The 16380-nt window shown below is 64.6% G+C and carries 18 protein-coding genes; 10 read left to right on the top strand and 8 right to left on the bottom strand.

Annotation, left to right across the window (positions count from 1 at the left end):
- Positions 1 to 2 precede the first annotated feature (2 nt).
- From ACORQU_RS11005 to ACORQU_RS10995, 3 genes are read left to right on the top strand one after another with little or no spacing between them, the layout of a single operon-like run.
- Positions 3 to 821, top strand: a complete 819-nt coding sequence (locus ACORQU_RS11005; protein WP_491645066.1) for an ABC transporter ATP-binding protein — start codon at positions 3 to 5, stop codon at positions 819 to 821.
- Positions 822 to 838: 17 nt separating this feature from the next.
- Positions 839 to 1765, top strand: a complete 927-nt coding sequence (locus ACORQU_RS11000; protein WP_271647276.1) for an MlaD family protein — start codon at positions 839 to 841, stop codon at positions 1763 to 1765.
- Positions 1762 to 2427: an ABC-type transport auxiliary lipoprotein family protein gene (locus tag ACORQU_RS10995; protein WP_491641220.1), complete on the top strand. Its 666-nt coding sequence runs from the start codon at positions 1762 to 1764 to the stop codon at positions 2425 to 2427. The genes ACORQU_RS11000 and ACORQU_RS10995 overlap by 4 nt, the downstream gene beginning before the upstream one ends.
- 71 nt (positions 2428 to 2498) lie before the next feature.
- Here the strand turns inward: ACORQU_RS10995 and ACORQU_RS10990 are convergent, their stop codons facing one another.
- The 3 genes from ACORQU_RS10990 to ACORQU_RS10980 form a co-directional block, all read right to left on the bottom strand.
- Complete coding sequence (locus ACORQU_RS10990; protein WP_491641219.1) at positions 2499 to 3026, bottom strand: alpha-ketoglutarate-dependent dioxygenase AlkB family protein; 528 nt, start codon at positions 3024 to 3026, stop codon at positions 2499 to 2501.
- 35 nt (positions 3027 to 3061) lie between these two features.
- The gene (locus ACORQU_RS10985; RefSeq protein WP_491641217.1) at positions 3062 to 3697 is read right to left on the bottom strand and encodes a CoA transferase subunit B; all 636 of its coding nucleotides are present in this window, start codon (positions 3695 to 3697) and stop codon (positions 3062 to 3064) included.
- A gap of 136 nt (positions 3698 to 3833) precedes the next feature.
- Entirely contained in the window at positions 3834 to 4565 is a 732-nt protein-coding gene (locus tag ACORQU_RS10980) for a CoA transferase subunit A (RefSeq protein ID WP_491641216.1), read from the bottom strand.
- A gap of 146 nt (positions 4566 to 4711) precedes the next feature.
- Here ACORQU_RS10980 and ACORQU_RS10975 point away from each other — a divergent pair, with 146 nt between their 5' ends.
- The gene (locus tag ACORQU_RS10975; protein WP_491641215.1) at positions 4712 to 6058 is read left to right on the top strand and encodes a phosphohexomutase domain-containing protein; all 1347 of its coding nucleotides are present in this window, start codon (positions 4712 to 4714) and stop codon (positions 6056 to 6058) included.
- A 107-nt stretch (positions 6059 to 6165) separates the two neighbouring features.
- Here ACORQU_RS10975 and ACORQU_RS10970 read toward each other — a convergent pair whose 3' ends face one another.
- From ACORQU_RS10970 to rfbB, 5 genes are all read right to left on the bottom strand, one after another.
- Positions 6166 to 7332 (bottom strand): nucleotide sugar dehydrogenase, encoded by a 1167-nt coding sequence (locus ACORQU_RS10970; protein WP_491641214.1) that lies wholly within the window; start codon positions 7330 to 7332, stop codon positions 6166 to 6168.
- Positions 7333 to 7423: 91 nt separating this feature from the next.
- A complete protein-coding gene (gene rfbD / locus ACORQU_RS10965; RefSeq protein ID WP_491641213.1) occupies positions 7424 to 8326 on the bottom strand; it encodes a dTDP-4-dehydrorhamnose reductase in 903 nt (300 codons plus the stop codon).
- Positions 8323 to 8880 (bottom strand): dTDP-4-dehydrorhamnose 3,5-epimerase, encoded by a 558-nt coding sequence (rfbC, locus tag ACORQU_RS10960; RefSeq protein ID WP_491641212.1) that lies wholly within the window; start codon positions 8878 to 8880, stop codon positions 8323 to 8325. The genes rfbD and rfbC overlap by 4 nt, the downstream gene beginning before the upstream one ends.
- Complete coding sequence (rfbA, locus tag ACORQU_RS10955) at positions 8877 to 9764, bottom strand: glucose-1-phosphate thymidylyltransferase RfbA (protein WP_491641211.1); 888 nt, start codon at positions 9762 to 9764, stop codon at positions 8877 to 8879. Before rfbA ends, rfbC begins: the two co-directional genes overlap by 4 nt.
- Positions 9761 to 10837 carry a dTDP-glucose 4,6-dehydratase gene (gene rfbB, locus ACORQU_RS10950; protein ID WP_491641210.1) on the bottom strand — a complete coding sequence of 359 codons (1077 nt, stop codon included), beginning with the start codon at positions 10835 to 10837 and terminating at the stop codon, positions 9761 to 9763. Before rfbB ends, rfbA begins: the two co-directional genes overlap by 4 nt.
- 206 nt (positions 10838 to 11043) lie before the next feature.
- Between rfbB and ACORQU_RS10945 the strand changes: the two genes are divergently transcribed.
- The 6 genes from ACORQU_RS10945 to ACORQU_RS10920 all read left to right on the top strand — a co-directional run bounded on the left by ACORQU_RS10945 (position 11044) and on the right by ACORQU_RS10920 (position 16361).
- Positions 11044 to 11790: an electron transfer flavoprotein subunit beta/FixA family protein gene (locus ACORQU_RS10945; protein ID WP_491641209.1), complete on the top strand. Its 747-nt coding sequence runs from the start codon at positions 11044 to 11046 to the stop codon at positions 11788 to 11790.
- A gap of 101 nt (positions 11791 to 11891) precedes the next feature.
- Positions 11892 to 12830 carry an electron transfer flavoprotein subunit alpha/FixB family protein gene (locus ACORQU_RS10940; RefSeq protein ID WP_491641208.1) on the top strand — a complete coding sequence of 313 codons (939 nt, stop codon included), beginning with the start codon at positions 11892 to 11894 and terminating at the stop codon, positions 12828 to 12830.
- Positions 12827 to 13993 carry a glycosyltransferase gene (locus ACORQU_RS10935; RefSeq protein ID WP_491641207.1) on the top strand — a complete coding sequence of 389 codons (1167 nt, stop codon included), beginning with the start codon at positions 12827 to 12829 and terminating at the stop codon, positions 13991 to 13993. The genes ACORQU_RS10940 and ACORQU_RS10935 overlap by 4 nt, the downstream gene beginning before the upstream one ends.
- Complete coding sequence (locus tag ACORQU_RS10930; RefSeq protein WP_491641206.1) at positions 13990 to 14787, top strand: class I SAM-dependent methyltransferase; 798 nt, start codon at positions 13990 to 13992, stop codon at positions 14785 to 14787. Before ACORQU_RS10935 ends, ACORQU_RS10930 begins: the two co-directional genes overlap by 4 nt.
- Entirely contained in the window at positions 14784 to 15752 is a 969-nt protein-coding gene (locus ACORQU_RS10925) for a lysylphosphatidylglycerol synthase domain-containing protein (RefSeq protein WP_491641205.1), read from the top strand. Before ACORQU_RS10930 ends, ACORQU_RS10925 begins: the two co-directional genes overlap by 4 nt.
- Complete coding sequence (locus ACORQU_RS10920; RefSeq protein ID WP_491641204.1) at positions 15753 to 16361, top strand: CatB-related O-acetyltransferase; 609 nt, start codon at positions 15753 to 15755, stop codon at positions 16359 to 16361.
- Positions 16362 to 16380 lie beyond the last annotated feature (19 nt).

Below are 16380 nucleotides of genomic sequence, written 5' to 3'. Positions count from 1 at the left end.
GCATGCAGGCGGACCAAGTCGAGACCACGCAGCCCGAAACCGGGTCCGACACGGACGACGACGCGGTGATCCGCGTGCGCGGGCTGGTGAACCGCTTCGGCGCACAGACCGTGCATGACGGGTTGGACCTGAGCGTGCGCCGCGGCGAGATCATCGGCGTGGTCGGCGGGTCGGGGACCGGAAAATCCGTGCTGATGCGCACCATCCTGGGGCTGCAGATCCCCGAGGCCGGGCAGATCGAAGTCCTGGGCGTGGACGCCCGCACCGGGCGCCGCGCGGCGCGCCAGCACATCGAGCGCAATACCGGCGTGCTGTTCCAGGACGGTGCGCTGTTCTCCTCGCTGACCGTGGGCGAGAACGTGCAGCTGCCGCTGAAGGAGAACCACCCCGAGCTGCCGGACACCTTCCGCTACGAGCTGGCCCTGCTGAAGGTGAAGCTGGCGGGGCTGCCGGCCGATACGGTGAGCAAGCTGCCCTCGCAGCTGTCCGGCGGCATGCGCAAGCGCGCCGGCCTGGCCCGCGCCCTGGCACTGGATCCGCCGCTGCTGTTCCTGGACGAACCCACCGCCGGCCTGGACCCGATCGGCGCGGCCGCCTTCGACCGGCTGATCAAGACCCTGCAGGAAGCCCTGGGACTGACGGTCTTCCTCATCACCCATGACCTGGACACCCTGTACGCTATCTGCGACCGGGTGGCCGTGCTGGCCGACAAGCGCGTGATCGCCACCGCGCCCCTGGCCGAGATCGAGCAACTGGACCACCCCTGGATCCAGGACTACTTCCACGGGCCGCGCGCACGGGCTGCGCGCGACGCGCGTTAATTGCGGAGCACAGGCATTTGGAAACCAAGGCCAATTACGTCCTGATCGGCGCCTTCACCATCGTGGTGGGGATCGGCCTGCTGCTGTTCGGGCTGTGGGCGGCCAAGTATTCGTCCGAGCGCAGCTGGCAGCAGTACCAGGTGGTGTTCCGCGAGGCGGTGACCGGCCTGAGCGTGGGCAGCCCGGTGCAGTACAACGGCATCGCCGTCGGTTCGATCACCAAGCTCTCCCTGGCCCCAAACGATCCCAGCCAGGTGATCGCCCAGATCCGCGTGGATTCCAATACCCCGGTCAAGACCGACACCACGGCCAAGCTGGCCATCACCAGCCTGACCGGGCCGACCATCATCCAACTCAGCGGCGGCACGCCGGGCAGCAAGGAACTGGTGGACGTGGACAAGCGCGACGCGCCGGTGATCCGCACCAGTCCCTCGGCCCTGCAGAACATCACCGACACCGCCAACCGCATCGTCGAGAAGATGGACCAGGTCCTGAGTGACGAGAACGTGGCCGCGATTTCGGGCACGTTGCAGAACCTGCAGAAGATCAGCAACGACCTGTCCGACCGCCAGGCCGGCGTGCAGGCGCTGCTGGTCTCCGCGCGCGACGCCGCGCAAAGCCTGGACGCCACTCTGAAGACCGCCAACGGGACCCTGGCCGACCTGGACCAGAACGTGGTCAAGCAGTTGCCGGCCACGCTGGACAAGCTGGACGCGGCCCTGGCCAAGCTGGACTCGGCCGCCGGCAATGCCGACGCGATCATGGGTGAGAACCGGCAGGCCATCAACAGCTTCGCCAATGACGGCCTGGGCCAGCTCGGCCCCACCCTGAACGAGTTGCGCGGCCTGATCCGCGACCTGCGCCGCGTCAGCGACCGGCTCGAAGGCAACCCCGCGCGCTACCTGCTCGGTCGTGACGCACCCAAGGAGTTCGAACCCAAATGAAGGCGCTGACCCTCTCCGTGGCCCTGGCGTCGACCGCCGCACTGGCCGGCTGCTCCTCCCTGCTGGGCGGCGGTGGCCGTGAGCCGACGACCATCTATGCCCCCCAGGTCCAGGTCGACACCGACGCGGCATGGCCAAGCATCCCGTGGACCATCGTGGTGGCCAATCCCAGCGCGCCACGGGTCATCGACAGTTCCCGCATCGCCGTGCGACCGACGCCCGACGAGCTGCAGGTCTACCACGGCGCCGCCTGGGCCCAGAGCGGGACGGACATGCTGCGCAACGCCGTGGTGCGCGCCCTGGAAGACTCCGGCCGGACCGCAGGCGCCGGTACCACCGAATCCGGCATCCGCGGGACCTTCAAACTGGTGATGGACGTGCGTCAGTTCGAGGCCGACTACGCCGGCGGCGATATGCCTTCGGCGACCATCGTGCTCAACGCCAAACTCGTGCAGAGCTACGACCAGAGCGTGACCGCATCGCGCACCTTCAAGGTGGTCCAGCCCGCGCGTGGAACCGCGATCGAGCAGGTCGTGCCCGCCTTCGACCAGGCCCTGTCGCAGGTCACTTCGCAGATCGTGGGCTGGGCCCTGAACAGCGCCAAGGCCCATCCGCCCACCGATCCGACGCTGCCCAAGAACACGCCGGCGACCTCGGACTGATCGATCTGGTGCCTGCAACCGCACGTGGTTTGGCGACCAAACACGCATGTTTGCCCACTTGATCCGAGTCGCTACAGGATGTGACGAAAGGTCAGGTTGATGCGTCGCCCGACCGGCCGCACCGTTCGCGGCAGCGCATGCTGCCACTCACGCTGGCATGTGCCACGCATCACCAGCAGGCTGCCGGACGTCAGCGCGAAGGTCTGCTTGACCGCATGATCGTCGCGCCTGCGCAGCACGAATCGGCGCGTGGCCCCCAGGCTGACCGAGGCGATCACCGGCTCAGGCCCTAGTTCGGGCTCGTCATCGCTGTGCCAGCCCATCGCATCGCGGCCATCGCGGTAGAGATTGGCCAGCACACTGTTGAACGGCACTCCCAGTTCGGCCTGCAGGCGCTCACGCAGCGGCACCAAGGCGTCTGGCCAGGCATGGGGTTCGAAGTGCTGTCCGGAATACCGGTACGCCGCCCCCGGATCGCCGATCCAGCAGCTCAAACGCGGCGCGTCGACCCACTTTCCGAACATGCGGATGCGGTGGATCTGCCAGTCGACTTGCCGTTCCAGCACGTCATCAAGCGTACCGGCCTCATCAAGCGTCATCCAATCAGACCGCAACGCAAACGGATCGGCCCGATTCAAGCGACGCCAGCCACCGGCACGCCCGTTTTCTCCCGCACTTGTGCAGGCGTGACATCGTCGGCCAGCTCGACAAGCTTCAGGCCTTCAGAGGTGATGTCGAACACGCCCAGGTCGGTGATGACGCGATCGACCACGCCCACACCCGTCAGGGGCAGATCGCACTGGGGCAGCAGCTTGTGGCTGCCGTCCTTGGCGACGTGCTCCATGATCACCACGACACGCTTGACGCCGGCGACCAGATCCATCGCCCCGCCCATGCCCTTGACCATCTTGCCGGGCACCATCCAGTTGGCCAGGTCGCCCTTGTCGGTGACCTGCATGGCGCCCAGGATCGCCAGGTCAATGTGCCCGCCACGGATCATCGCGAACGAGTCGTGGCTGCCGAAGAAGCTCGCGCCCTTGCGCGCGGTCACGGTCTGCTTGCCGGCGTTGATCAGGTCGGGATCGACTTCGTCTTCGGTCGGGAACGGGCCAATGCCGAGCAGGCCGTTCTCCGACTGCAGCCACACGTCCACACCCTCAGGGATGTAGTTGGCCACCAGGGTGGGCAGGCCGATGCCCAGGTTGACGTAGGCGCCGTCGGTCAGTTCCTGCGCGGCGCGCGCGGCCATCTGTTCGCGGGTCCAGGCCATGTTGAGTCCTCCGAGTGTGTGAAATCCAGCTGCCATCCCTGGCGAAACAACGTCGCGTCACCGAACCCCAGCCGGGCCATCCATGGCCGGTCTGCCGCAGGCGCTGCCAATGCCTGATGGCATCGGCGCAGCGCGCCTACCGACCCTCGCGCACGGTGCGCTGTTCGATGCGCTTTTCCGGATGCGCGTTCAACACGATGCGGTCCACGTAGATGCCCGGCAGATGCACGTGATCCGGGTCGAGCTCACCGGCCTCGACGATCTCTTCCACTTCGGCCACGCAGACCTTGCCGGCCATCGCGCAGGCGGGATTGAAGTTGCGCGCGGTCTTGTCGAACACCAGATTGCCGGCGGTGTCGGCCTTGGCCGCCTTGACCAAAGCCAGGTCGGCGTGGAGCGCGGTCTCCAGCACATAGTGCTTGCCGTCGAACTCACGGGTTTCCTTGCCTTCGGCAATCACCGTGCCGTAGCCGGTCGCGGTGAAGAACGCCGGGATGCCCGCTCCGCCGGCACGCAGGCGCTCGGCCAGCGTGCCCTGCGGATTGAATTCCAGCTCCAGTTCGCCGGCCAGGAACTGGCGCTCGAACTCCTTGTTCTCGCCGACATAGGACGAAATCATCTTGCGGATCTGGCGGGTGGCCAGCAGCTGGCCCAGGCCGAAGCCATCCACGCCGGCGTTGTTGGAAATGACCGTCAGGCCCTTGACCCCGGTGTCGCGCAAGGCGGCGATCAACGCCTCGGGGATGCCGCACAGTCCGAATCCACCAACCGCCAGGGTCTGGCCATCGGCGGCCACGTCGGCCAGGGCGGTAGGCGCGTCCGGATAGACCTTGCCGTGTGCCGGTGAGGCGCCTGAAGGAACATTCATCGCATGGTCCACATAAGTGCGTGGCCTCGCATTCTATCGGCGTCCCGCCCTGCGGCCCGTTGGACTTTGGTCCAGCCACGCTGACGCCCTCTTGTCATCCGGGCCGCTACACTCGGCACCCCCTGTAGACAAAGGACTCCCCCACCATGCCGCTTCCCGCATTCAAGGCCTACGATATCCGCGGCCGCGTCCCCGACGAGCTGGACGAGGATCTCGCCCGGCGCATCGGTGTGGCCTTGGCGGACATGCTGGACGCCGGTCCGATCGTGCTGGGTCACGATGTCCGTCTGACCAGCGCCGGCCTGCAGGACGCACTGTCGGCCGGCATCCGCGCCAGCGGACGCGAGGTGATCGACATCGGCCTGTGCGGCACCGAGGAAGTCTATTTCCAGACCGATCATCTCAAGGCCGCCGGCGGGGTGATGGTCACCGCCAGCCATAACCCGATGGATTACAACGGGATGAAGCTGGTGCGTGAGCAGGCCAAGCCGATCAGCTCGGACACCGGCCTGTTCGAGATCCGCGACAAGGCCCATGCCGACAAGGCCCCTGCCACCGAGGCGACGGGCAAGGAGTCGCATCGCCCCGACAAGGCTGCCTACATCGAGCACCTGCTGAGCTACATCAAGCCGGCCAGCCTCAAGCCGCTCAAGGTGGTGGTCAATGCCGGCAACGGCGGCGCGGGTGCCATCGTCGACCTGCTGGCTCCACACCTGCCGCTGGAGTTCATCCGCATCCACCACGAGCCGGACGGCAGCTTCCCCAACGGCATCCCCAACCCGCTGCTGCCCGAAAACCGCGCCGCCACCGCCGAAGCGGTCAAGCAGCACGGTGCGGACTTCGGCATTGCCTGGGATGGCGACTTCGACCGCTGCTTCTTCTTTGACGAGAAGGGTCAGTTCATCGAGGGCTATTACCTGGTCGGCCTGCTCGCCCAGGCCATCCTGAAGAAGCAGCCGGGTGGCAAGGTCGTCCACGACCCGCGCCTGACCTGGAACACCATCGAGATGGTCGAGGAGGCCGGCGGCGTGCCGGTGCTGTGCAAGAGCGGCCATGCCTTCATCAAGGAGAAGATGCGCTCGGAAAACGCCGTCTACGGCGGCGAGATGAGCGCGCATCATTACTTCCGCGAATTCGCCTTTGCCGATTCCGGAATGATCCCGTGGCTGCTGATCGCCGAGCTGGTCTCCACCTCGGGCCGTTCGCTGGGCAACTGGGTCGAGGATCGCGTGGCCAAGTTCCCGTGCAGTGGCGAGATCAACTTCAAGGTCAGCGACGCCAAGGCCGCGGTCAAGCGCGTGATGGACCATTACGCCGAGCTCAACCCGGCGCTGGACTACACCGATGGGACCAGCGCGGACTTTGGCGACTGGCGCGTCAACATCCGCAGCTCCAACACCGAGCCGCTGCTGCGCCTGAACGTTGAAACGCGTGGCGACGCCGCGTTGCTCAAGCAGAAGACCAACGAGATTTCGGCGCTGCTGCAGGGGTAAGGCCTGCAAGACCGCGCCGCTCTTAGCGGGGCGCCCTCTTCAGATGCCAAAAAAGGAAGGGAGCCGCGAGGCTCCCTTCTTCGTTACCGCATGCGGGATATACCGACTCAGTTGTCGCCGAACAGATCGCGGGTGTAAACCTTCTCCGGCACATCGGCGAGCACGTCGGTCATGCGATTGCTGATGATCACGTCGGCCTCGCGTTTGAAGGCCTCCAGGTCGTTGACGACCCGCGAGCGGAAGAACTCGGGCTCATCCAGCGTGGGTTCGTAGACGATGACCTCCACGCCCTTGGCCTTGAGCCGCTTCATCACGCCCTGGATGCTGGAGGCGCGAAAGTTGTCCGACCCGGCCTTCATGATCAGGCGGAAGATGCCCACCACCTTGGGGCCACGCTTGAGGACATCGGCGGCGATGAAATCCTTGCGGGTGGTGTTGGAATCGACGATCGCGCGGATCAGGTTCTGCGGCACGGCTTGGTAGTTGGCCAGCAGCTGCTTGGTGTCCTTGGGCAGGCAATAGCCGCCGTAGCCGAAGGACGGATTGTTGTAGTGCGAGCCGATGCGCGGATCCAGGCAGATGCCTTCGATGATCTGGCGGCTGTCCATGCCATGGCTGACCGCATAGGTGTCCAGCTCGTTGAAGTAGGACACGCGCATGGCCAAGTAGGTGTTGGCGAACAGCTTGATCGCCTCGGCCTCGGTCGGCTCGGTGAACAGGACCGGCACGTCCTGCTTGATCGCGCCTTCCTGCAGCAACCCGGCGAACATCTTGGCCCGCTCCGAGCGCTCGCCGACGATGATGCGCGAAGGATGCAGATTGTCGTACAGCGCCCTGCCCTCGCGCAGGAACTCCGGGGAGAAGATGATGTTGTCGGTCCCGAATTCCTGGCGCGCCTTTGCCGTGTAGCCGACCGGCACGGTGGACTTGATCACCATCACGGCGGTTGGATTGATCGCCATCACCTGTCGGATCACCGCCTCGATCGACTTGGTGTTGAAGTAGTTGGTGTCCGGGTCGTAGTCGGTCGGCGTAGCGATGATCACGAACTGCGCATCGGCATAGGCCTCGTTCGCGTCCAGCGTGGCCCGGAACTTCAGCCCACCTTCTGCCAGGGCGGCCTCCAGCTCCTTGTCGACGATGGGCGAACGGCCCGCGTTGAGCAGCTTGACCTTGGATTCGACGATATCCACGGCCACCACCTCGTGGTGCCTGGCCAGTAGAACGCCATTGGACAGGCCTACGTAACCGGTACCGGCCACCGCAATCTTCATGTGTCGCAACCTCTTGGGGGATGGGAGGGGAGAGCCTGGCTACGATACGACATCGTCATGCAACGATCGGTTGACAGCGCTCCCGCACGCATCAGGACCGTGCGGGAAGCTCCGCAATCACCTGTTCGAGGCCGGTCTCCCAGCTGGGAAGCGCCAGCCCGAAATCCTCACGCAGCGAGGTCGTGTCCAGGCAGGAATACGCCGGGCGCCGGGCAGGCGTGGGATATTCGCTGGACGGAATTGCCAATACTGTCGGGGTCTTGCCCACCAGGCCTGCCGCCGCCGCGCGGGCAAAGATCGCCTCGGCAAAGCCGTGCCAGCTGGTCGCGCCGGTGGCGGTGAGATGCCAGGTTCCGGACAAGCCGCCTGGATGACCGAGCGCCTGGGCGGTGACGTCGGCAATCAGCGCCGCCGGGGTCGGCGTGCCGATCTGGTCCGCCACCACCCGCAGCTCGTCGCGCTGCGCGCCCACGCGCAGCATGGTGAGCAGGAAGTTCTTGCCGTGCGACGCATACACCCAGGCCGTGCGGAAGATCAGGTGCCGACCACCCGCGGCGCGGATGGCCGCTTCGCCCGCCAGTTTACTGGCACCGTAGACACCGAGTGGCGCGGTCTGCGCATCGACGGCGTACGGCGCGGTGCCCTGACCATCAAAGACATAGTCGGTGGAGTAATGCACCAGCGGCACGTCATGCGCAGCGCACCAACGCGCCAGCACGCCCGGCGCTTCGGCATTGGCGCGGAAGGCCGCGTCGCGATCGTCCTCGGCCTTGTCCACGGCGGTATAGGCCGCAGCATTGACCACCGCAGTCGGTTCGATGCGATCAAGCAATGCGGTCAGGCTGTCTGGCTGGTCGAAGTCGGCGACCTCGCAGGCCATGCCGTCCTCCAAGGCACCGCTGCGCGTGGTGCACACGAGCTTGCCCAGCGGAGCCAATGCACGCCTCAGCTCATGGCCGACCTGGCCATTGGCGCCCAGCAGCAGGATGGTCATGGCGTGTAAACCGGCAGGCGGCTTTCCGCTACTTCCGCCAGCAGCGGCGCCCTGGCGTCCTTCTCGGACAGCTGTGGATCACCGACCGGCCAGTCCACGCCGATGGCCGGATCGTCCCAGCGCACGCCGGCATCGGCCACCTTGTCGTAGACATTCGTGCACATGTAGCTGAAGACCGCGCGCTCGGACAGCACCGCAAAGCCGTGCGCGAAGCCTTCCGGAATCCAGAACTGACGCTTGTTCTCCGCGCTCAGGATCACCGCTGCCCACTGGCCGAAGTGCGGCGAGCCACGACGCACATCCACTGCGACGTCGTAGACCTCGCCTTCCAGCACGCTGACCAGCTTGCCTTGCGGGTTGGGCCACTGGTAATGCAGGCCGCGCAGCACACCCTTGGACGAGGAGGACACATTGCTCTGCACGAAGCGGTCGGGAAGGCCCAGCTCCCCGTAGCGCTGAGCGTTCCAGGTTTCCATGAAGAATCCGCGCTCGTCGCCGAACACTGCCGGCTCGATGATGGTGCAGCCCGGCAGGGCCGTTTCGATCACTTTCAAATCACTTTCCCCCGGACCGCCAGCTCGTGCAGATAGCGGCCATAGTCATTCTTGCGCAACGGCGCGGCGAGGCGCTCCAACTGCTCGGCATCGATCCAGCCCTGGCCGAATGCGATCTCCTCCGGGCAGCACACCTGCAGGCCCTGGCGCTGCTGGATGGTCTCGATGAAATTGGACGCCTCGTGTAGCGATTGGTGGGTGCCGGTATCCAGCCAGGCGTAGCCACGCCCCAACGGCTCCATGTGCAGTTGGCCGGCCTCCAGGTAGCGCCGGTTGAGATCGGTGATCTCCAGTTCGCCGCGAGGCGAGGGCTTCAACTCCGCCGCGATGTCGGCGGCGCGTCCATCGTAGAAGTACAGGCCAGTGACCGCGTAGTTTGACCGCGGCGTGGCAGGCTTCTCCTCGATGTCGATCACCTTGCCGCTGGCGTCGAACTCGGCCACACCGTAGCGCTCCGGGTCGTGCACCCAATAGCCGAACACCGTGGCACCCTCGGTCCGCGCATCCGCGCGGGCCAGGGTCTCGGTCAGGCCGTGACCATGGAAGATGTTGTCGCCCAGCACCAGGCAACTCGGCTGGCCCCCAACAAAGTCCCGCCCGATGAGGTAGGCCTGCGCCAGGCCGTCGGGACTGGGCTGGACTGCGTACTGGATGTTCATGCCCCACTGCGATCCATCGCCCAGCAGGGACTGGAACATCGCCTGCTCGTGCGGGGTGTTGATGATCAGCACTTCGCGGATGCCCGCCAGCATCAGGACGCTGAGCGGGTAATAGATCATTGGCTTGTCATACACCGGCAGCAGCTGCTTGCTGACGCCCTTGGTGATCGGATACAGCCGCGTGCCGGAACCTCCGGCCAGAATGATGCCTTTCCGTTGTGTCATTGCACGCCTCCGATGCGCTCCAGGCGATAGCTGCCGTCCAGCACGCCCTTCACCCAGGCCTGGTTGGCCAGATACCAGTCCACCGTTTCAGCGATCCCTTGCTCGAAGGTGTGCTTCGGCTCCCAACCCAGCTGGTTCTTCAGCTTGGACGCGTCAATCGCATAACGGCGGTCGTGGCCCGGTCGATCGGTGACATGAGTGATCTGACTGCTGCGCGGCAGGCCGTCTTCGCGTGGCCGGCGCTCATCCAACAGCGCGCAGATCGCCTGGACCACCTCGATGTTCTGCTTCTCGGAGTTGCCGCCGACATTATAGGTCTCGCCGACCTGGCCCTTGGCCAGCACCGTACGGATCGCTTCGCAGTGATCGGAGACGAACAGCCAGTCACGCACCTGCTTGCCGTCGCCATAGACCGGCAGCGGCTCGCCGGCCAAAGCCTTGGCGATCACCAGCGGGATGAGCTTCTCCGGGAAATGGTACGGACCGTAGTTGTTGGAGCAGTTGGTGGTCAGCACCGGCAGCCCATAGGTATGGTGGAACGCGCGCACCAGATGGTCCGAGGCGGCCTTGGACGCCGAGTAAGGCGAATTGGGGGCATACGGCGTGGCTTCGGTGAACTTGCCGGTCTCGCCCAGCGTGCCGTAGACCTCGTCGGTAGAGACGTGCAGGAAGCGGAACGCGGCGCCGGCCTCGGCCGGCAGGCCCTTCCAGTAGTCGCGAACCGCCTCCAGCAGACCTAGCGTGCCGACCACGTTGGTCTGGATGAACGCCCCCGGCCCGTCGATGGAGCGATCCACGTGGCTTTCGGCCGCAAAGTTCAGCACCGCATCGGGCCGGTGTTCATTCAAAAGGCGCGCAACGAGTTGACGGTCACCAATGTCGCCCTTCACGAACACATGGTCGACGCTGCCCTCCAGCGGCGCCAGGGTTTTCAGATTGCCGGCATAGGTCAGTGCGTCAAGGTTGATGACCTTGACACCCTTTGCGACCGCCTCAAGCACGAAATTTCCGCCGATGAATCCGGCTCCGCCGGTGACCAGCCACGTCTGCGCCACTGAGTTCTCCAATTGCATGATCGATCATGGCCCAAGCCGGCCAGTCACATAGGATAAACGCACGCGCACACGGCCCATGAATGCGCGCGCCGGACCGGCGACCGGCGCCAGACGACCATACGGTGTCGCATGGTTGGGCCCGGCCCGGTAGAATCGAGCGCCCGCCCGCGCATCCCCCACGGCGCAGGCCATCCGAACTCGATTTCAAAGGACAGTTGCTTCCGATGAAGATTCTCGTCGCCTACAAGCGCGTGGTGGACTACAACGTGCGCATCCAGGTCAAGCCGGACAATTCCGGCGTGGTCACCGAGGGCGTCAAGCTCTCGCCCAATCCCTTCGATGAAATCGCGCTGGAAGAAGCCCTGCGCCTGCGCGACAAGGGCATCGCGACCGAAGTGGTCGTCGCGACCATCGCCCCGGCCGACGCCGCGGCCCACCTGCGCAACGGCCTGGCCATGGGCGCCAACCGTGCCCTGCACGTGGTCGCCGACGGCCCGGTGTCGCCGTTGACCGCCGCGCGCACCCTGCTCAAGCTGGTCGAGAAGGAGCAGCCGGACGTGGTGATCCTGGGCAAGCAGGCCATCGACGACGACGCCAGCCAGACCGGTCAGATGCTGGCCACGCTGTGGGGCCGCCCGCAGGCCACCTTCGCCTCCAAGGTCGAGATCGCCGACGGCAAGGCCACGGTGACGCGTGAGGTCGACGCCGGCCTGGAAACGCTGGAAGTCGACCTGCCGGCGGTGATCACCACCGACCTGCGCCTGAACGAGCCGCGCTTCATCAAGCTGCCGGACATCATGAAGGCCAAGTCCAAGCCACTGGAGACCCTCCCCTTCGCCGATCTCGGCGTGGAAGCTGGCGCGGAACTGAAGGTGAGCCACTACGCCGCCCCGCCCAAGCGCAGCCGCGGCGTGATGGTCAAGGACGCCGCCGAACTGGTCGCCGCCTTCAAGCAGAAGGGCCTGCTCTAAAGGCGCCCGCCATTCCCGCGAACGCGGGGATCCCGCGCCTCTTGCTGCCACTCAATCATGGATTCCCGCCAAGGCGGGAATGACGAAACAGGAACCCGCACATGTCCAAAGTCCTCGTCATCGCCGAACACCTGGACGGCGTGCTCAACGCCTCCACTGCCAAGACCGTCAGCGCGGCCGCCGCGCTCAAGCCGGAAGCCCTGGAAGTCGCTGTGCTGGCCGCCGATCCGGCCGCCGTCGCTGACGCTGCAGCCAAGCTTGCCGGCGTCACCAAGGTCGTCACCGTGGCCAACCCGGCCAACGAACACGCCATCGGACAAGTGCTTGCCCCGCAGATCGCCGCGCTGGCCACCGGCTACACGCACGTGTTCGGCCCCTCGACCACCTTCGGCAAGGACCTGATGCCGTGCGTGGCCGCGCTGCTGGGCGTGACCCAGGTCTCCGACCTGATCACCGTGGAAGGCGAACACACCTTCACCCGCCCGATCTACGCCGGCAACGCCATCATCACGGTCGAGGCCGATGCCGGGCAGACCGTCGTGGCCACCGTGCGCACCGCCTCGTGGCCGGAAGCGGCACAGGGCGGCAGCGCACCGATCGAAGCAGCCAGCGTCGAGGCGAACCTTCCGACCCACACCCGCTTCGTCGGCTTGGCGGCTGGCAAGTCCGACCGCCCCGACCTGCAGAGTGCCAAGCGCGTCGTCTCCGGTGGTCGCGGCGTCGGCTCGAAGGAAAACTTCGACATCATCTACAAGCTGGCCGACAAGCTCGGCGCCGCTGTCGGCGCCTCGCGCGCCGCCGTGGACGCCGGCTATGTCCCGAACGAACTGCAGGTCGGCCAGACCGGCAAGATCATCGCCCCCGAACTGTATCTGGCTGTCGGCATCTCTGGCGCCATCCAGCACCTCACCGGCATCAAGGACGCCGGCACGATCGTGGCCATCAACAAAGACCCTGATTCCCCGATCTTCGAGATCGCCGACATCGGGCTGGTGGGGGATCTGTTTGCAATCCTGCCCGAGCTGGAAAGCGCACTTTGATCCAAGGGCATGACAGGCCTGGGGTAGATCGCGTCGTCGTGTGGGGCACCTGCGACACGGGGAAGCCGCGGGTCAGGATCCTCCTGCAGGGCCTGCGTGAGAACGGCGTCGAGGTGCTCGAATGCCACTGGAATCCCTGGCAGGCGATTCAAGACAAAAGTCAGGTCGGGCCGCTCCGCTGGCTGAACATCCTGCTGCACATCGCGCTGGCCTATCCGATATTGCTATGGCGCTATATGCGCCTGCCACGTCACGACTGGATCCTGCTTGGCTATCCAGGGATCCTGGATATTTTTGTGATCCGCTTGTTTGCGTGGTTGCGCGGCGTGCCCGTTGCGATGGACTGGTTTCTCTCAGCGTACGACACGATTGCACTGGATCGTAAACTTGTAGGAAAGCGTCATCCCCTTGCAGTGTTGGCATTCTGCCTTGAATGGCTCGCCGCGAGGCTGGCCGATTGCGCATTCATGGATACGGCCGCACATGCCCGACGGATGGAGCGCATTTTCGGCCTTACCGAAGGTCGGTGCGGTCATGTGTGGGTAGGAGTCGAAGCGAAGGTCTTTTCGCGCGATGTCGTTGTGCCTTCAACGCCTCGAGCCGGCGCCATGAAGATCCTCTTCTATGGTCAGTTCATTCCGCTCCACGGCGTTCCAACCATCGTCGAAGCAGCACAACTGTTGTGCGACCAAGAAGTCGATTGGCTGTTCGTCGGGCGTGGACAGGAATCCCGGCGCGTCAGGGCAATGCTGGACGCCAATCCAGTGCCGCGGCTGACCTGGCTCGAATGGATGGAATACTCAACCCTGGTGGCCTCCATTGCGGAAGCGGATGTCTGCCTAGGAATTTTCGGATCGTCAGACAAGGCAGCGAGCGTAATTCCCAACAAGGTCTTCCAAGTGATTGCAGCGGGAAAGCCCGTAATCACTCAGGATTCTCCTGCGATCCGCGAATTGCTGGTGGCATCCGCGCCTTGTGCGTATCTTGTCCCTGCCGCCGACCCGAAAGCACTGGCAGATGCGGTTTTAGACTTGGCATCGCGACTTACCCGCCCGGCACAGATCTGCCACGCGGATCTTGTCGATGTAATGGATGAGGCTGCCATAGGGAAACAATTGACAACACTGCTGGCGTCGAAGCCAAGACAAGGAACCGAAAGATGATCAACGACGCCCTGCTGGGCCCTGTCGCAACGGAACTGGGGTGGGTCCCGGCGCCTCGCTACCTGATGCGACGTGCGCGCGTGCAGGCACTGACCCGGGGACTGAGGGCTGGCCGCATGCTTGAGATCGGGCCCGGATCGGGCGCGATGCTTCTCGAGTTCAAACAGCGAGGCTTCGATGCCGAGGCGCTTGAACTCTCTGCCGCCGCCCGCGAAAGGAGCCGCGCGCTCATCCAAGAGAGCGGTGAGACAATAGCTATTCATGAAGCGCCAAATACCGGTTGGGAGGGCTGCTTCGATCTAATCTGTGCGTTTGAGGTGCTCGAACACATTGAGGACGATCACGCGGCCTTGGCCCTGTGGCGCTCGTGGCTGAAGCCCGGTGGGACGCTGCTGTTATCTGTTCCGGCACACATGAAGCTCTGGACCGCAAGAGATGAATGGGCCGGCCACGTCCGCCGTTACGAGGATCGCGAGTTGCGAGATGTGCACGAGAAGGCCGGGCTGAAAATCGATGATTTCGAGTGCTATGGCTTTCCCTTGACCAATTTAAGCGAGTTTGTGAGCTCGCCGATCTTTGCCCGTGGGATCGTGCGGGGTGGCAAAGACGCAGGCGAAGACCGGCAGAAGAACAATGACCGCAGCGGCGTGGACCGCGGCGCAGACATGAAGCTTTTCCCCCTCGTGCGCTCCATGCCGGGACGACTTTCGCTGCGCTTTTTCTTCCACGTTCAAACCTGGTTCCTGAAGACGGACGTCGGCAGCGGCTACATCGTCAAATCACGGCGCGCATGAAGAGAGGCTTGCGGGCGCTCGGGTGGCTGGCTGGGATCGCCGCGACTGCGGGCTCCATCTATTACATTGGGATCTCCTGGAAGGGGCAAGACCTAGCCCAATACGCTTCTCCTGCCGCTCTGGCCGGCCTTGCAACTGGGATTCTGTTCTATGTCATCGGCGTACTCGTTTCCGCCTTGGCTTGGCGCAAGCTGCTTGCCGGAGTCGGCCTGGAAAATCGATGGGGGCAACTTGCAGGGATTGTTTCGATCACCCAGATCGCCAAATACCTGCCCGGCAATGTTGCCCAGCACGTTGGGAGGGCTAGCCTCTGCTTCAGCAGAGGAATCGGCCCTGCACCTTTCTTCGTCACCGCCGGAATTGAACTGGCGCTCTTGCTTCCAGCAAGTGCGCTGATCGGAACGGGCGCTCTGCTGGCGTCCGGCCGCTCGATTGGAAGTGTGACGCTAGGCAAGGGCGAGGTCGTGGTCGCCATCTCTGCCCTCGCGGTAGCGGCCGTGGCACTGGTCGTGGTCATGCGAAGAGCCGGCCCCATGCTGTTGGCACGCTTCGCCCCACGCTTGGCGGACCGATTTACGGCTACAGCCCTTCCTCCTCCGAGCGCGCTCCTGCAGGCATTCCTGCTCTACTGTCTGGTATACGTGGCCTTCGGCGGTGGGATTGTGGCGATGGCGGCCCTCATCACGACCGGCATCGAACAGCACGGCTGGTTGCTTGTCGCCGCTTTCTCGCTGGCATGGATCGTCGGATTCGTGACCCCGGGTGCGCCGGCGGGAGTAGGCGTGCGCGAGGGCGTGATGCTCCTGATCATGGGCACAGCGTATCCACCCGCTGCAGCGGCCGCGATCGTCGTGGCGCTGCGCCTAGCCACAACGCTAGGCGATGTCCTGCTGCTTCCATTGGGATGGGCGTTGCTGCGGACGGGTTCGTCGGCGGATTCGACTACGGACCAGGGAAACACCTGAATGAATCGGAAATTCTGGCTTCGAAATCTGAAGCACTGGGTCAAGCGCGCTGTTTACCGCAATGGCTTTGGCCGTGTCACCATCGGCGCGCACACCTATGGCGCTCCATGCATCCGCTGGTGGGGAGAAAGCGCCAATCTCGAGATCGGGCGCTACTGTTCGATCGCTGAGGGCGTTGAGATCTTCCTAGGAGGAAATCACCGCGTAGATTGGATCACCACCTACCCTTTCATGCTTTTCAAGGGTTGGCCCGAGGCGAAGGGCGTCCCGGGCCATCCGCGCTCGCGCGGTGATGTCGTGATCGGGCACGACGTCTGGCTAGGCGCCGGCTGCGTCATCCTCTCCGGTGTCACTATCGGCCACGGAGCCGTGATCGGCTGCCGCGCGGTTGTTGCGCGCGACGTAGCGCCATATCAAATCGTGGCCGGCAATCCTGCCACATCGGTCCGACAGCGCTTCACCGATGTGCAAATTGGACGGCTGCTTGCAGCCGCGTGGTGGGATTGGACAGAAGATCGGATAAGAAAGGCCATGCCCGATCTTCTGTCCGGTGATATCGAAAGCTTCCTGAGCCATTCGGCAAAAGACGATAAGGCTGCGCGCATTTGAACGCAGCCTGTCGCCCAGC

Source organism: Pseudoxanthomonas sp. JC1303, assembly GCF_058448525.1.
This window is presented reverse-complemented; position numbering and strand designations above follow the sequence as displayed.

Bases quoted from the DNA above. Each gene is read 5' to 3' on its own strand.
- ACORQU_RS10920 (WP_491641204.1), top strand. From the start codon at position 15,753: ATGAATCGGAAATTCTGGCTTCGAAATCTGAAGCACTGGGTCAAGCGC.
- ACORQU_RS10990 (WP_491641219.1), bottom strand. From the start codon at position 3,026: ATGACGCTTGATGAGGCCGGTACGCTTGATGACGTGCTGGAACGGCAA.
- ACORQU_RS10930 (WP_491641206.1), top strand. From the start codon at position 13,990: ATGATCAACGACGCCCTGCTGGGCCCTGTCGCAACGGAACTGGGGTGG.
- ACORQU_RS10975 (WP_491641215.1), top strand. From the start codon at position 4,712: ATGCCGCTTCCCGCATTCAAGGCCTACGATATCCGCGGCCGCGTCCCC.
- ACORQU_RS11005 (WP_491645066.1), top strand. From the start codon at position 3: ATGCAGGCGGACCAAGTCGAGACCACGCAGCCCGAAACCGGGTCCGAC.
- ACORQU_RS10985 (WP_491641217.1), bottom strand. From the start codon at position 3,697: ATGGCCTGGACCCGCGAACAGATGGCCGCGCGCGCCGCGCAGGAACTG.
- ACORQU_RS10970 (WP_491641214.1), bottom strand. From the start codon at position 7,332: ATGAAGATTGCGGTGGCCGGTACCGGTTACGTAGGCCTGTCCAATGGC.
- rfbD (WP_491641213.1), bottom strand. From the start codon at position 8,326: ATGACCATCCTGCTGCTGGGCGCCAATGGCCAGGTCGGCCATGAGCTG.
- ACORQU_RS10995 (WP_491641220.1), top strand. From the start codon at position 1,762: ATGAAGGCGCTGACCCTCTCCGTGGCCCTGGCGTCGACCGCCGCACTG.
- rfbB (WP_491641210.1), bottom strand. From the start codon at position 10,837: ATGCAATTGGAGAACTCAGTGGCGCAGACGTGGCTGGTCACCGGCGGA.
- ACORQU_RS10940 (WP_491641208.1), top strand. From the start codon at position 11,892: ATGTCCAAAGTCCTCGTCATCGCCGAACACCTGGACGGCGTGCTCAAC.
- ACORQU_RS10945 (WP_491641209.1), top strand. From the start codon at position 11,044: ATGAAGATTCTCGTCGCCTACAAGCGCGTGGTGGACTACAACGTGCGC.
- ACORQU_RS10980 (WP_491641216.1), bottom strand. From the start codon at position 4,565: ATGAATGTTCCTTCAGGCGCCTCACCGGCACACGGCAAGGTCTATCCG.
- ACORQU_RS10925 (WP_491641205.1), top strand. From the start codon at position 14,784: ATGAAGAGAGGCTTGCGGGCGCTCGGGTGGCTGGCTGGGATCGCCGCG.
- rfbA (WP_491641211.1), bottom strand. From the start codon at position 9,764: ATGACACAACGGAAAGGCATCATTCTGGCCGGAGGTTCCGGCACGCGG.